We start from the raw sequence: 14,133 nt of genomic DNA on the forward strand, positions 1-14,133 counted from the left end.
GTCGGAGGCCGCGCGTACTGTGAGGGCCGACGGGTGACGGAGCCCGACAGGAGGAGTGCGTGATGGACTGGAAGATCGAACTCATCTTCGTCCCGGTCAGCGATGTCGACCGGGCGAAGGACTTCTACGTGAAGATCGGTTTCAACGCCGACCACGACCATGTGCCGTACGAGGGGCTGCGCTTCGTGCAGATGACGCCGCCGGGATCGGCCTGCTCGATCGCCTTCGGCACGGGGCTGACCACCGGCTTGGAGCCGGGGCAGCAGAACACCATCCAGGTGGTCGTCCCCGACGCCGACGAGGCTCTCGCGCACCTACGCGGCCTCGGCGTGGAGGCGGAGGGCGTGGACGAGCAGGACTGGGGGCGCTTCGTGCGCTTCGACGACCCCGATGGCAACACCTGGACCCTGCAGGAGCTCCCGGACTACAGCGCCCAGGGGTGACGACTCGGGGACTGGTTCGGGCTCCGGGGTCCGGTTCGGGTTCCGGGGTCCGGTTCCGGGGTCTGGTTCGGGTTCCGATTTGGGTTCCAGGGTCTGGTTCGGGGTTCCGGGTTCCGATTCGGGTTCCGGGGTTCGGTTCGGGGTTCCGGGGTTCGGTTCGGGGTTCCGGGGTTCGGTTCGGGTTCCGGATGCACGATGGCGGGGCGGGTGCACGACCAGGGGCTGAGGTTGGTCGTGCAGGCGGAATCGGCTCGTGCAGATGTTCCGGTGCCCGGGGAGGCGGGGCTCGAGTCGGATGACGGGTGCGCGACGCGGGTGCGGGTGCACGACCCGGGGAGGGTTTTGGTCGTGCAGACGGAGCCGGGTCGTGCAGACGGAGCCGGGTCGTGCAGGTGAGACCGTGCCGTAGGAGCGAGGTCTCGGGTGCTGTGACGGATACACGATCCGGGAACGGATGCACGGCCGGGCGAGGGCTGTGGTCGCGCAGACGGAACCGCGTCGTGCGGGTGACCGCGCGTGCCTCGTGCTCGGTCTCTCGAGTCCGAGGAGTCCGCGGCCGGGGTCAGGGGAGGCGGGTGGCTCCGCCCGAGACGACGAGGCCGCCGGAGGCCGGTATCGCGACGCGGAGTTCGCTCGGGCGACCGACGTGGGCCCCCTGATGGATGCGGACGGTGTCGCTCGGATAGCCCTGGGCGCGGAGGTAGGCGCCGACCGAAGCGGCCGCGGACCCTGTCGCCGGATCCTCCGTGATGCGCCCGACGGGGAAGAGGTTGCGGGCCTGGATCTCGGCTGGATCCTCGGCGTGCAGCACCGTCACCGTGCCGTGCCAGCCCCGCGCGCGCATGAGAGTGGCGACCTCGGCGGGGGAGAAACGGAACTGGTGGAAGAGCTCCCGGTCGGCGACGAAGACGATCGGATGCCAGTTGCCCGCGAACGCCTCGCGGACCGGGAAGCGCGGGTCGACATCGGCCGGCTCCATCCCCAGCAGCGCGAGGAGGCGGTCACGCACGACGGGGTCGAGGTCGCGCACCTCCGGCTCGACGCTCGTGAACGACACCGTGACCCGGCCGTCCGCGTCCGCGAAGGACTCCATCGACACGTCTCCGGCCGCGGTCTCGAACACGACCGCCCCGGGACCCTGCCGTTCGGCGAGGGCGACCGCGGTCGCCACCGTCGCATGACCGCAGAACGGCACCTCCGCGGCAGGCGACCAGTACCGCACCCGGAAGCGGGAGCCGTCCGCCGCGGCGTCCTGCACGAACGCGGTCTCCGAGTAGCCGACCTCGGCCGCGATCCGCTGCATGTCCGCCTCATCGAGCCCGTCCGCCGCGAGCACGACGCCCGCGGGGTTGCCGCCGTCCGGGGTCGCGGCGAAGGCGCTGTAGCGCAGGACCTCGGGAGCATCCGTCATCCCGGGAGCCTATCGGCCCGCGCGGGTCAGGAGTTCACGCGGATGATCTCCTGCTGGTACGGCGCGATCACGTCGCCGGAGATCCGGAGGTCGAGGACGAGGAAGCGCCGGGTCGCCGGGTCCTCCTCGGCCCAGGTGGCGAGGCGATCCAGGTCGTGGAGCGTCCGCACGACGACACCCTCCGCGCCGACCGCGGCTCCGAACGCGGCGAAGTCGACCTCGGGAATGCGCATCGGCCCCTCGGCCAAGCCCTTCAGCCCGTAGAGGTTGACCTCGGCACCGTACGCCGCGTCGTTCCAGACCACGGCCATGCCGCGTCCGCCCGCCGCCCGCACGGCCGATTCGAGGTCGGCGATCGCCATGAGCCCGCCGCCGTCGCCCGAGGTGAGCACGATGGTCGCGTCACGACGGGCGAGGGCCGCCCCCACCACGCTGGGCCAGCCCTGTCCGATCGACTGGAACGCGGTGCCGATCATCATCATCCGGTCCGGTGCGGCGACCGGCCAGTACATGTTCGCCCAGCCGATGAAGTGTCCGCCGTCCGACACCACGACGCGGTCCTCGGGGAGGAGCTCGGCGATCCGGCGTGCGGCGGAACGCGGGTCGAGGCGTCCGTCGGGTGCGAGGTCGTCCCCGGGCTGGTACGCGCGGGCCGCGGCGACATCGACCATCTCCCGCCAGGGTCGGGCGGACACAACTGCGGAGCCGGTGCCCGACACGCCGCCGGAGTCGGGGGTGGCCTCGGCGAGTCCTGCGCCATCTCCGAAGTCGTGCCCGGAGGAGAGGCGAGTGACGAGGGCCTCGGCGGCGAGACGGGCATCGGCGCGCACGAAGCCGCCGACATGCGCATGCGTGGCGGCCGGAGCGGTGTCGACCTGGAACACCCGGGTACCAGGGGCGAAGAGGTCGCCGAAGCGCATCGTGAACTGGTTCAGGCTCGCGCCGAAGACCACCGCGACATCGGCGGTCCGCACGAGCTCCATCGCCCCCTCGGCGCCGAAGCCACCGGTGACCCCGAGGTCGTACCGGGCGTCCGGGAAGATACCGCGGCCGAGGGCGGAGGAGGCGGTCAGTGCCCCGGTCTGCGCGGCGAGGGCGCCCAGAGCCTCGCCGGCGCCGGCGAGCCAGGCGCCCCGGCCGGCGAGGAGGAACGGACGCTCGGCGTCGCGCAGGGCGGCGGCGATCTCATCCAGCATGCCCTCGGCGAACGCGCCGCGCGGTGCGAGCGGCGCGGGGAGTCGGGGAGCCGGGGCCGCCGGTACCGCGCCCGCCTCGAGGGCTGCGACGTCGTAGGGGATCGCGAGCACCACGGGCACGCGATAGGTGAGGGCGTGCTCGACGGCGATGACGGTGGTCGCGGCGGCATCGGTCCGCCCGACGGTGTAGGTGCGGGCGCCCACCGCCGAGGCCAGCGCGATCTGGTCCACGTCCCACGGCCGCGGCCCCGAGGTCGGCTCGTCGCCCACCACGAGGACGAGCGGCACGTGCGCCTGCACGGCCTCGGCCAGCGCCGTGATCGTGTTCGTGAAGCCGGCGCCGTAGGTGGAGGTGCCCGCGGCGATGCGGCCGGAGGCGCGGAAGTGCGCGTCGGCCGCGACGACCGCGCCCTGCTCGTGGCGGACGGCGGTGAACGTGGCGTCGGTCTGCGTCTCGAGGGCGTCGAGGAAGTAGGCGTTGCCGTTGCCCATCACGCCGAAGACGGCATCGACGTGCTGGGCGAGGGTGAGGGCGACGTGCGCGGAGACGGAGGGCATGGAGAAGCCTTTCGAGACAGGGACGGAGAAGGGGGATCCGTATGTGTCTCGCCCTCGCGGCGATGCGAGGTGCTTCGTGCCTCTTTTTCAGGCACCGGCGGGGCCGGACCTGCTCAGTCTAGCGGCGGCTCGGGCGGAGCGGATGCGCGAGAATGGACCGATGACGGATGCATCGATCGAGCGCGAGACGCTCACCTGGGACGGCTTCGGCGTGGCGACGCGCGATCTGGCGCGGAACATCTCGGCGACGGGCTTCGAGCCGGAGGTCGTGGTGGCGATCGCCCGCGGCGGCCTGCTCCCGGCCGGGGCCATCGCGTACGGGCTCGGCGTGAAGAACTGCGGCGCGATCAACGTCGAGTTCTACACCGGCATCGGCACCGTGCTGGACGCCCCGGAGGTGCTGCCGCCGGAGCTCGACATGGCCTATCTCGACGGCCGCCGGGTGCTGCTCGTGGACGATGTCGCCGACTCCGGTCGCACGCTGGCGCTCGCGGTGCAGCTGCTGCAGGAGAAGGGCGCCGACGTGCGCTCCGTCACGATCTACACGAAGCCCTCGACGATCATCCAGCCGGACTTCGCGTGGAAGGACACCGACCTCTGGATCGACTTCCCCTGGTCGTTCCGCGGCACGGTGCGCCAGGAGGACGAAGGCCTCCCGCCCACGGCCTGATCAGGCGTCGTCCGTCGCGCCCCGCCGCAGGGCGAGGAGCGTCTGGATCGTGTCGGCCTCCGCAGCGGTCTTGTCCGGACGGTAGCCCTTGACCCGGGCGAACCGGAGGGCGAGGCCGCCGGGGTAGCGCGGGGACCGCTGCACGCCGTCGATCGCGATCTCGACCACGAGCTCCGGCCGGAGGAACACCGTCGACGCGGAGCGATGGGTCTCGTGCGCAGGGAACTCGTCGGTCTGCCACTGCAGCAGCGCATCCGTGAGGCCTTTGAAGGTCTTGCCCACCATGACGAAACCGCCGGGCTCACCGAAGTCGCCGTCCGGGTCGCGGGCGCCGAGGTGCAGGTTCGACAGCCATCCGCGCCGGCGCCCCGACCCCCACTCGGCCCCGAGCACGACGAGGTCGAACGTGAGCACGGGTTTCACCTTCACCCAGGACTTGCCCCGGCGGCCGGCGGTGTACGGCGCATCGATGCCCTTCACGAGCACACCCTCGTGGCCGGCCGCCAGCGCTTCCCGGGACAGACGCTCGGCTTCCTCCGCACTGTCGGTGACGATGCCGGGCATGCGCCACTCACCGGCGACCGCGGCCAGGACCTCCTGACGCACCGACAGCGGCTCGTCGAGCAGATCACGGCCGTCCACGTGCAGGACGTCGAAGAACCAGGGGCGCAGGGCGAGTTCCCGCGCGGCATCCGCACCGAACCGCGACATCGTCTCCTGGAACGGCCGGGGACCGCCGTCCTCGTCGAGCGCCAGCGTCTCGCCGTCGAGGATGACCTCCTGCGCGGGAAGACCGCGGACGACCTCGACGATCTCGGGCAGCCGGTGGGTGACGTCGGCGAGGCTCCGCGTGTAGATGCCGACCTCGTCGCCGCGGCGGTGCACCTGGATGCGCGCGCCGTCGAGCTTGTACTCGACCGAGGCGCGCCCGGTGATCTCCAGAGCGGCCGTGGGCGTCGGCGCCGTGGCCGCGAGCATCGGGAGCACGGGGCGACCCACCCGGAGCCCGACCTCGTCGAGTGCGCCCTCGGCGCCGGTGAGCGCGAGCAGCGCCGTCTCGCCGAGGTCGCCGGAGAGCATGGCGGCTCGTCGCACCGTGGCAGGCGGGGCCTCGGCGGCGCGGGCGATCGCGTCGAGGAGCACGCCGCTCAGCGCTCCGGTGCGGAGCTCCCCGAGCATCGCCCTGGTCAGGAAGTCCCATTCGGGAGCGGTGGCTCGGGCGGCGAGGTCGTGCAGCAGCTCGCTGCGCACGCCCGCCGAACCGGAGCCCGAGGTGTGCGCGAGGGTGTCGAAGGCGTGGTCGACCTCCGCGATGGTCAGCGTCGGTGTCGTGGTGTGCTCGATGGCGAGGGCCGTCAGCCCCCGCCACCCTACGCCGAGGCGACCCTGGCGGGGTGCCGCGAGGAGCAGCCCCACGAGAGGCGCGATGTCGTCGGCGTCGGCCCGGCGGAGCAGCGCCGCTATCGCCTCGACCTTGGCCAGGCGGGACGAGGTCGCGGCGACCTGGTCGGTGGTGGTGACGAGCTCCGAGAGCAGCATGCGGGCATCCTCCCACCGGGGTCGGACACTGCACGAGACGGTTGACACGGCGACCGGGCCGTGGCGTCAGCGCCCGCGGAACTCCGGCGTCCGCTTCTCCTGGAACGCGGCGAAGCCCTCCCGGTAGTCCTCGGTGTCGCACAGGGCGGCCTGGGCCGCGTTCTCGACCTCGATGGATTCCCAGAGGGTGAGGCGTTCGTCGCGGATGCGGGCGACGAGCTCCTTGCTCGCCCGGAAGGCGACCGTGGCGCCACGCGCGGCCTTCGTCGCGGCGGCCGTCGCGGCCGCGAGCACCTCGTCGTCGGGGAAGACCTGCGAGAAGAGGCCGGAGCGTACCGCCTCGGCGCCGCTCATGAGCCGACCCGTGTAGATGAGGTCGAGCGTCTTGTGCGGGCCGAGCCGGTCGAGGAACAGCGCGTGCCCGCCGGAGTCGAGGGTCGCGCCGAGCGCCGCGAACGGGGAGCCGATCTTCGCGGACTCGGCGACGTACACGACGTCCGTCGCGATGAGCAGGCCGAGTCCCACGCCGAGGCAGGCGCCGTGGGCGACGGCGAAGGTCGGCGCCGGGAAGCGGGACATCCGCTGCAGCAGAGGCGTCACGCGTCCGCCGAGGTAGTCGAGCACATCGTCGTCGCGCGGATCGACGGCGGAGATGTCCCGCCCGGCGCAGAACGCCCGCCCGTCACCACGGAGCAGCAGCGCCCGCACCCCGGCGGCCTCGGCCTCCCGGTACGCGGCGTCGAGCTCCGCGAGGGCGGCCTCGTCCAGGGCGTTGAGCTTCGCGGGGGCGTCGAGCACCACGGTGGCGACGTCGTCGGCGATGGCGAGATCGATCATGGGGTCTCCGGGTCAGACGTCGTAGTCCACGACCACGCGGTCGCTGGTCGGGTGGGACTGGCAGGTGAGCACGTAGCCGCGCTCCAGCTCGTCGGGCTCCAGGGCGTAGTTCTCGGTCATCGTGACGCTGCCCTCCAGCACGCGCGCCCGACAGGTGCCGCAGACGCCACCCGCGCACGCGAACGGGGCGTCCGGCCGCACCCGCAGTGCGGCGTTCAGCACCGACTCGCGCGCTGCGACGGGGCTTTCCACCGTCGACGAGGCGCCGTCGAGGTTCACCTCGATCCGCACGGTCTTCTCGCCCGAGCGCACCGTGACCGGCCGGGCGGCCCGCACCGGCTCGTCGCCGGTCGTGAACAGCTCGAAGCGCACGTGCTCGCGGGGCACGCCCACGTCGGCCAGCACCTCCCGGCACAGGTCGACGAGTGCGAGCGGTCCGCACAGGAACCACTCGTCCACGTCGGCCGGATCGATCAGCGCGTCGAGGATCGTCCGCAGCTTGGGCTCGTCGATGCGGCCGGACAGCACCGGCGCGGTCCGCTGCTCGCGGGACAGCACGTGGTGCAGCGTGAGCCGTGTCGGGTAGCGGTCCTTGAGGTCGGCGAGGTCCTCCAGGAACATCACGTCCAGCGTCGAGCGGTTCGTGTACAGGAGCGTGAACCGCGAGGTCTGCGAGCGGGAGAGCACGGTGTGCGCGAGGGCCATCAGCGGCGTGATCCCGGAGCCGGCCGCGATCCCGACGACGTGCTTCTCGTCCAGATCGTCGAGGCCGGAGGTGAAGGTGCCCTGGGGGCTCATGACGTCGATGCGGAAGCCCGGGTGCAGGCCGGTCTGGGCCCAGGTGGAGAACGTCCCGCCCTCGTCGCGCTTCACGGCGACGCTCAGGCGGGTGGGTGTCCCGTCGGTGCGATGCTCGGGCGCCCGGCACAGCGAGTACGAACGCCGCACCTCCACGCCGTCCAGCGTCGTGCGCAGCGCCACGTATTGCCCGGGGAGATGGTCGTAGTCGTCGGCGAGCTCCGCGGGCACCGTGAAGGTCACCTCGACGGAGTCCTCGGTGAGCGGCCGGACGTCCTCGACCTCGAGCGTGTGGAACCGGGCACGGCTGCGCGCCCGGGCGGGGGAGGCGGGAGAGGGCACCGGCGTCGTCGTCGGGGCCGGGGAGAACAGCGACATCAGTGCACCTTGAAGTGATCGAAGGGTTCCAGGCAGGCCCGGCACTCGTACAGTGCCTTGCACGAGGTCGACCCGAAGCGGGAGACCTCCCGGGTGTCGAGCGAGCCGCACCGCGGACAGCGCACGCTGAGGGCGAGTCGGATCGGACCTGCGGGCATCGCCGCGCGGCCACTGGGCGGCGCGATCCCGTACTCCCGGAGCTTCTGCTTCCCCGCGTCGCTCATCCAGTCCGTCGTCCACGCGGGGGAGAGCACGAGCCGCACCTCGACGTCGCCGAATCCTGCCGCCGTGAGCGCGAGCACGACGTCGTCGCGGATCGTGTCCATGGCCGGGCACCCGCTGTAGGTCGGCGTGATGTCGACGACCACGCGCTCGCCGCGGAGCTCGACCGCCCGCAGCACGCCGAGGTCCTCGATCGTGAGCACCGGCACCTCCGGGTCCGGCACGGCGGCGGCGATCCGCCAGGCCTGAGCCTCGACATCGGCGGTGGTCCGGGTCACCATGACGCCCCCGGATGCCGTCGCGCCAGCACCTGCATCTCGGCGAGGAGGTGACCGAAGGGGGTCGCGTGGGCGCCGTTCCGGCCGCCCGCGGACGACGCCGCCACCGGCGGCACCGCGAGCTCGGCCTCGGCGAACACGGTGGCGATGACCGCGTCGAACGGCGCGCGGAGCGTCGACGGTCGCACGGCGGCGTCGCCCAGCCGGTCGATCAGCGGTTCATCGCGGAACAGCTCGTCGACGTACGGCCACACATCCGCGAGGGCACGGATCATGCGGCGCCGCGACTCCTCCGTCCCGCCCGCCAGGCGCAGCACCCACTGCACGGCGTGGTCGCGGTGGTAGTCGACCTCCTTCAGCGCCTTCTCCGCGATCGCGGCGAGGGTGGGCTCGGAGCTCGCACGGAGCCCGGCATACAGCTCGACGAGGTAGACGGACGCGACGAGCTGGCGGGCGATGGTCTGCGCGAAGTCGCCGTTCGGCTGCTCCATGATCCAGGCGCTGCGGAACTCCGGCTCGTCGCGGAAGTAGGCGAGGTCGTCCTCGGAACGGCCGTCCCACGTCCCCGCGAAGTGCAGGAAGGAGCGGGCGTGGCCGAGCAGGTCGAGCGCGATGTTCCCGAGCGCCACGTCCTCCTCCAGCTCGGGGCCCCGGGAGATCCAGGCGCCGAGCTGCTGCGACAGGATGAGGGCGTCGTCGCCGAGCCACAGGGCGTACTCGGCGATGTCGGCGCTCGCCGCGGTCGTGCCGGCGCCCGCGAGCTCCTCGCTGAGCCGCAACTCGTCGACGGAGACGTCCCCGTGCGCATCCCCGTGGACGTCGCCGGCTTGCTGAGCGGAGCTGGGGCCCTGAGCGGAGCGGGGTCCCTGAGCGTGTCGAAGGGTCACAGGTGCGGCACCCCCTCGGACGCGGTGTAGTACACCGCATGCCGGTAGTTCTTACCCGCGGGACTCTCGAAGTACGCGCCCTTGGCGTCGGGGTCGCTCGTGGTGATCGCCTCGGCGGGGACCGCCCAGATCGACACGCCCTCGCCCCGGCGGGTGTAGAGGTCGCGGGCGTTGCGGATGGCCATGTCAGCATCGGGGGCGTGCAGCGAGCCGACGTGCACGTGGCTCAGCCCGCGGTTCGCCCGCACGAAGATCTCCCACAGCGGCCAGACCTCCCGTCCCTGGGTCCCTGAGCTCGTCGAAGGGTCGGCCCCGGGGGTCGCCATCACGCCACCGCCCCTTCAGGGGTCAGGCGGGAACGCTGCTTGCGGGCGTACTCCGCGGCGGCCTCCCGCACCCACGCGCCCTCGTCGTGCGCCGTGCGGCGGCGCTCCAGACGCTCGGCGTTGCACGGGCCGTTGCCGCGCAGCACCTGGAAGAACTCGTCCCAGTCGATCTCACCCATCTCGTAGCGACCGGTCTCCTCGTCGAACCGCAGGTCGGGATCGGGGAGGGTGACGCCGAGGATCTCGGCCTGGGGCACGAGCATGCTCACGAACCGCTGACGCAGCTCGTCGTTCGAGAAGCGCTTGATCTTCCACGCCATCGACTGGGCGGAGTTGGGGGACTGGTCGTCGGGCGGGCCGAACATCGCCAGGCTCGGCCAGTACCAGCGGTCGACCGCGTCCTGCGCCATCTGCCGCTGCTCGTCCGTACCGCGCATGAGCGAGAGCAGGATCTCGAACCCCTGGCGCTGGTGGAACGACTCCTCCTTGCAGATGCGCACCATCGCGCGGCCGTAGGGGCCGTAGGAGGCGCGGCACAGCGGCACCTGGTTGCAGATCGCGGCGCCGTCGACGAGCCAGCCGATCGCGCCCATGTCGGCCCAGGTCGGGGTGGGGTAGTTGAAGATCGACGAGTACTTCGCCTTTCCGGAGATGAGCTGGTCCATCATCTCGTCACGGGTGATGCCGAGGGTCTGCGCGGCGGAGTAGAGGTAGAGCCCGTGACCGGCCTCGTCCTGCACCTTCGCCATGAGGATCGCCTTGCGCTTGAGGCTCGGGGCGCGCGTGATCCAGTTGCCCTCGGGCTGCATGCCGATGATCTCGGAATGGGCGTGCTGGGAGATCTGCCGGATGAGGGTCTTGCGATAGGCCTCGGGCATCCAGTCGCGGGGCTCGATGCGCTGCTCGTTCGCGATCAGCTCGTCGAACAGGCGTTCCTCGGCGGAGGTCTCGCCGTCCACGAGGGACAGGTCTGCGGGACTGGTCATCATCGACTCCTCGGGCTCCGGTCCTTCTTTACTGACCGATCGTTAGGTAATTCTGACACACGCGACGGCCCGATTCAACAGGACGTGTCAGCGGGAGCGCGAGATCAGCGCCAGCAGGGCGCGGCCGTAGGCCTCCGCCGGGTCAGGGTGCTCGAACAGCAGGGGAGCACCGGCGAGCTCGATCTCGACGCGGAACGTGTCGGGGAGGCGGATGAGGGCACGGAACGTCCCGCGGAGCAGGTCGCGCAGCTGGTCCTCGCGCGGCAGCCACACCGCATCGGCGAGGGTCACGGCGTCGAGCGCCCACTCCGTCGTGCCGTTGAAGGCGAGATCCGTACCGGCCGGCGTCTGCCGCGCCTCGATGGTCATCGCGCTGACCGTGAAGACGTCGGCCTCCGCCTCCAGCTCCACCTCGTCCGGGAGGTCGAGCTGGAACCGGTCGCCCTCCGCGGGCTTCCAGGTCAGGCCGGCATCGCGGAGCGCGACGGCGAGTTCGCGGGTGATCATTCCTCCACGCTACGGGTTCCGCGCCGGTCGTCCACCGAGCGTGGGCGACGGGCAGAGTCCTGTCAGAGGCCTGCGGCAGAGTGGAGGCATGACCTCCTCGACTGCCGTGCCCCTCCGCGAGGCTGCCCGCGCCGCCCTCGGCGAACTCGTCGGCCGCCCCGACGTCGACTTCCACGACGGCCAGTTCGAGGCGATCGAGGCGCTGGTGGAGGGGCGTCGCCGCGCGCTGGTCGTGCAGCGCACCGGGTGGGGGAAGTCGGCGGTGTACTTCGTCGCGACCCTCCTGCGCCGCAGGCAGGGCACCGGCCCCACCGTGCTCGTCTCCCCGCTCCTGGCGCTCATGCGCGACCAGATCGCCGCGGCCGAGCGCGCAGGGGTGCGCGCGGTCGCCATCAACTCGACGAACGCGCACGAATGGGCGGAGGTGCAGGACAGCCTCGCTCGGGACGAGGTCGACGTGCTGCTCGTCTCCCCGGAGCGGCTGAACAACCCGGCCTTCCGCGAGGAGCAGCTGCCGACGCTGGTGGCGCGGCTCGGCATGCTCGTCGTCGACGAGGCGCACTGCATCAGCGACTGGGGGCACGATTTCCGCCCGGACTACCGCCGGCTCCGCGATCTCATCGCGCAGATGCCGGCGGACGTACCGGTCCTGGCGACGACCGCGACGGCGAACTCCCGCGTGGTGGCCGACGTCGCGGAGCAGCTCGGGGCGCTGCCTGGTGGCGCGGGCGGAGCGGAGGCGGTGCCCGTGCTCACGATCCGGGGGCCGCTCGCCCGCACCTCGCTGCGGCTCGGCGTGCTCCGCCTCAGGGACTCGGCGAGCCGCCTGGCCTGGCTGCTCAGTCACCTCGACGACCTCCCCGGCAGCGGGATCATCTACACGCTGACCGTGGCGGCGGCGGTCGACACCGCCCGATTCCTGCGCGACCACGGCCACGACGTGCGCGCCTACACCGGCCAGACCGATCCCGAGGAGCGCGCCGAGTCGGAGGGCATGCTCAAGCGCAACGAGGTGAAGGCGCTCGTCGCGACCAGCGCCCTCGGCATGGGGTTCGACAAGCCGGACCTCCGGTTCGTCGTGCATCTCGGTGCCCCGTCCTCGCCCGTCGCGTACTACCAGCAGGTCGGACGAGCCGGGCGGGCCAGCGAGAGCGCGGACGTGCTCCTGCTCCCCGGTGTCGAGGACCGCGAGATCTGGCACTACTTCGCGACCGCGTCGATGCCCGATCGGGAGCGCGCGGAACGGGTCATCGCGGCGCTCGGCGACAGCCCGATCTCCACGCCGGCGCTGGAGGCCGTCGTCGACATCCGTCGTACGCCCCTCGAGCTGCTGCTGAAGGTGCTCGACGTGGACGGTGCGGTGCGCCGCGTGCAGGGCGGCTGGGTCGCGACGGGACAGCCGTGGACGTACGACGCCGAGCGCTACGAGCGCATCGCCGCCGAACGGGTCGCGGAGCAGGAGCACATGCTCGAGTACGAACGGACCGACGGCTGTCGCATGGCCTTCCTGCAGCGGGCGCTCGACGACGACACCGCGGCCCCCTGCGGTCGCTGCGACAACTGCGCGGGCGTGTGGTTCCCGGCGGAGATCGCGCAGACGGCGAGTGCACAGGCGACGGAGTCCCTGGACCGGGTCGGTGTGCCGGTCGAGCCGCGCCGCGCGTGGCCGACCGGCGCCGACCGTCTGGGCGTGCCGGTGCGCGGTCGCATCCCCGCGGGGGAGCAGGCCGACGAGGGACGCGCCCTCGCCCGGCTCACCGACCTCGGCTGGGGCGGCGCGCTGCGCGAGATCTTCGCCGCGGGTGCCGCGGACGCGCCGATCAGCCCGCCGCTGCTGCAGGCCTGCGTGCGCGTGCTGGCCGGGTGGGACTGGGCGGAGCGGCCGATGGCTGTGGTCGCGATGCCGTCGCGCTCGCATCCGCAGCTCGTCGACTCCCTCGCCCGCGGGCTCTCGGAGATCGGGCGGCTGCCGTACCTCGGTGCTCTGGAGTGGCGGAACGGGGGTCCGTCGGGGCAGGCGGGCGGGAACAGCGTGTTCCGGCTCGCGGGGGTGTGGGATCGGTTCGACGCGGCGCATCTCGAGGTGCCCGTCGGTCCGGTGCTGCTCGTCGACGACCTCATCGACAGTCGCTGGACCCTGACGGTCGCGGCGCGCGCGGTGCGGCAGGCCGGAGCCACGGCCGTGCTGCCGTTCGCGCTCGGCCTGCGCGGCTGAGCACCGGTCCCCGAACCGACGCCGTCAGTCCTCGGCGGGGGCCACGGGTGGCGGCCAGGTCGTCGCGCCGAGTTCGCGGGAGATGTTCCGTGCCGTGTCCCGCAGCGCGTGCATGGTCGCGTCGGATGCGGGTGCCTCCGACGTCGGCAGCACGACGGCGACGGCGGCGACGATCGTGTTCGAGGCGTCGGCGATCGGGGCGGCGAGGGAGGATTCGCCGAGCACGGCTTCGTCCGTCTCAGCCGCCGTCCCGCGCTCCGCGATCCCCGGCAGCTCGAGGGTCAGTCGGGCGACGTCAGTGATGGTGTCGCCGGTGAGGCTGCGCAGGGGCTCCGCGAACACGCTCTGCTGGAAGCCCTGGTCGTAGGCGAGGAGCACCTTCCCCATGGCGGAGGCGTGCGCGGGGACGGCCATCCCCGTCTCCAGCATCTGCGGGCTGTCGTCTGGCCGGAGGTTGTGGTGGATCACGAGGACGTCCGTGAGGTGCGGCGCGCCGAGGCGCACGGACAGCTCGGTGCGCCGGGCCAGTTCCTGCGTCCAGCGCATCGCCCGCGCTCGCACATCCAGTGTGTCGAGGTACACGTTGCTCAGCCGCAGGAGGGTAGGGCCGAGCATGTAGCGCTGTCCGCCGCGCTCCTTCGCGACGAGGCCGTGCGCGCGCAGCGACTTCACCAGCCCGTGCACGGTCGACGGCGGAAGGCTCAGGGCCGCGGCGAGATCGGTGATACCGAGGTGGCGGGCGCCCTGGAGCAGGTCGAGGATCTTCGCCGCGCGGTCGATCGCCTGGATCATGCGTCCTCCTTCCGGTCGTCGTCGAGCCGGGTTTCCGGTCGCCGGATCGATCTTGACAACCCGGCAGGCTCCGAGCATATTCGACATTGA

The 14,133-nt window shown here is 72.1% G+C and carries 14 protein-coding genes; 3 read left to right on the forward strand and 11 right to left on the reverse strand.

Features of this window, described 5'->3' with window-relative positions:
• Positions 1 to 62 precede the first annotated feature (62 nt).
• The gene (locus RI211_RS04915) at positions 63 to 443 is read left to right on the forward strand and encodes a VOC family protein (RefSeq protein ID WP_187663491.1); all 381 of its coding nucleotides are present in this window, start codon (positions 63 to 65) and stop codon (positions 441 to 443) included.
• A gap of 562 nt (positions 444 to 1,005) precedes the next feature.
• On the opposite strand, the gene RI211_RS04920 is transcribed toward RI211_RS04915, so the two are convergent.
• Together RI211_RS04920 and RI211_RS04925 are read right to left on the reverse strand one after the other, a co-directional pair.
• On the reverse strand, positions 1,006 to 1,854 hold the full coding sequence (locus RI211_RS04920; RefSeq protein WP_315637438.1) for a PhzF family protein: 849 nt from the start codon (positions 1,852 to 1,854) through the stop codon (positions 1,006 to 1,008).
• Positions 1,855 to 1,880: 26 nt separating this feature from the next.
• On the reverse strand, positions 1,881 to 3,608 hold the full coding sequence (locus RI211_RS04925) for a thiamine pyrophosphate-binding protein (RefSeq protein WP_315637439.1): 1,728 nt from the start codon (positions 3,606 to 3,608) through the stop codon (positions 1,881 to 1,883).
• A gap of 160 nt (positions 3,609 to 3,768) precedes the next feature.
• Here RI211_RS04925 and RI211_RS04930 point away from each other — a divergent pair, with 160 nt between their 5' ends.
• The gene (locus RI211_RS04930; protein WP_187663494.1) at positions 3,769 to 4,278 is read left to right on the forward strand and encodes a phosphoribosyltransferase; all 510 of its coding nucleotides are present in this window, start codon (positions 3,769 to 3,771) and stop codon (positions 4,276 to 4,278) included.
• On the opposite strand, the gene RI211_RS04935 is transcribed toward RI211_RS04930, so the two are convergent.
• From RI211_RS04935 to RI211_RS04970, 8 genes are all read right to left on the reverse strand, one after another.
• Positions 4,279 to 5,817 carry an ATP-dependent DNA ligase gene (locus RI211_RS04935; RefSeq protein ID WP_315637440.1) on the reverse strand — a complete coding sequence of 513 codons (1,539 nt, stop codon included), beginning with the start codon at positions 5,815 to 5,817 and terminating at the stop codon, positions 4,279 to 4,281.
• A 66-nt stretch (positions 5,818 to 5,883) separates the two neighbouring features.
• Positions 5,884 to 6,654, reverse strand: coding sequence for an enoyl-CoA hydratase/isomerase family protein (locus tag RI211_RS04940; RefSeq protein ID WP_315637441.1), 771 nt, complete (start codon positions 6,652 to 6,654; stop codon positions 5,884 to 5,886).
• A 12-nt stretch (positions 6,655 to 6,666) separates the two neighbouring features.
• Positions 6,667 to 7,830, reverse strand: coding sequence for a 1,2-phenylacetyl-CoA epoxidase subunit PaaE (paaE, locus tag RI211_RS04945; protein WP_315637442.1), 1,164 nt, complete (start codon positions 7,828 to 7,830; stop codon positions 6,667 to 6,669).
• On the reverse strand, positions 7,830 to 8,333 hold the full coding sequence (gene paaD, locus RI211_RS04950) for a 1,2-phenylacetyl-CoA epoxidase subunit PaaD (protein ID WP_315637443.1): 504 nt from the start codon (positions 8,331 to 8,333) through the stop codon (positions 7,830 to 7,832). Before paaD ends, paaE begins: the two co-directional genes overlap by 1 nt.
• The gene (gene paaC, locus RI211_RS04955) at positions 8,327 to 9,217 is read right to left on the reverse strand and encodes a 1,2-phenylacetyl-CoA epoxidase subunit PaaC (protein WP_315637444.1); all 891 of its coding nucleotides are present in this window, start codon (positions 9,215 to 9,217) and stop codon (positions 8,327 to 8,329) included. The genes paaD and paaC overlap by 7 nt, the downstream gene beginning before the upstream one ends.
• Positions 9,214 to 9,543 (reverse strand): 1,2-phenylacetyl-CoA epoxidase subunit PaaB, encoded by a 330-nt coding sequence (paaB, locus tag RI211_RS04960; protein WP_025103829.1) that lies wholly within the window; start codon positions 9,541 to 9,543, stop codon positions 9,214 to 9,216. The genes paaC and paaB overlap by 4 nt, the downstream gene beginning before the upstream one ends.
• On the reverse strand, positions 9,543 to 10,529 hold the full coding sequence (gene paaA, locus RI211_RS04965; RefSeq protein WP_315637445.1) for a 1,2-phenylacetyl-CoA epoxidase subunit PaaA: 987 nt from the start codon (positions 10,527 to 10,529) through the stop codon (positions 9,543 to 9,545). Before paaA ends, paaB begins: the two co-directional genes overlap by 1 nt.
• Positions 10,530 to 10,616: 87 nt before the next feature.
• Positions 10,617 to 11,036 (reverse strand): pilus assembly protein CpaE, encoded by a 420-nt coding sequence (locus tag RI211_RS04970; protein WP_268777147.1) that lies wholly within the window; start codon positions 11,034 to 11,036, stop codon positions 10,617 to 10,619.
• An 88-nt stretch (positions 11,037 to 11,124) separates the two neighbouring features.
• Here RI211_RS04970 and RI211_RS04975 point away from each other — a divergent pair, with 88 nt between their 5' ends.
• A complete protein-coding gene (locus RI211_RS04975) occupies positions 11,125 to 13,251 on the forward strand; it encodes a RecQ family ATP-dependent DNA helicase (RefSeq protein ID WP_315637446.1) in 2,127 nt (708 codons plus the stop codon).
• A gap of 24 nt (positions 13,252 to 13,275) precedes the next feature.
• Here RI211_RS04975 and RI211_RS04980 read toward each other — a convergent pair whose 3' ends face one another.
• Entirely contained in the window at positions 13,276 to 14,043 is a 768-nt protein-coding gene (locus RI211_RS04980) for an IclR family transcriptional regulator (protein WP_268777145.1), read from the reverse strand.
• Between the last annotated feature and the right edge of the window lie 90 nt (positions 14,044 to 14,133).

Source organism: Microbacterium meiriae, from assembly GCF_032364335.1.
Classification (GTDB): domain Bacteria; phylum Actinomycetota; class Actinomycetes; order Actinomycetales; family Microbacteriaceae; genus Microbacterium; species Microbacterium meiriae.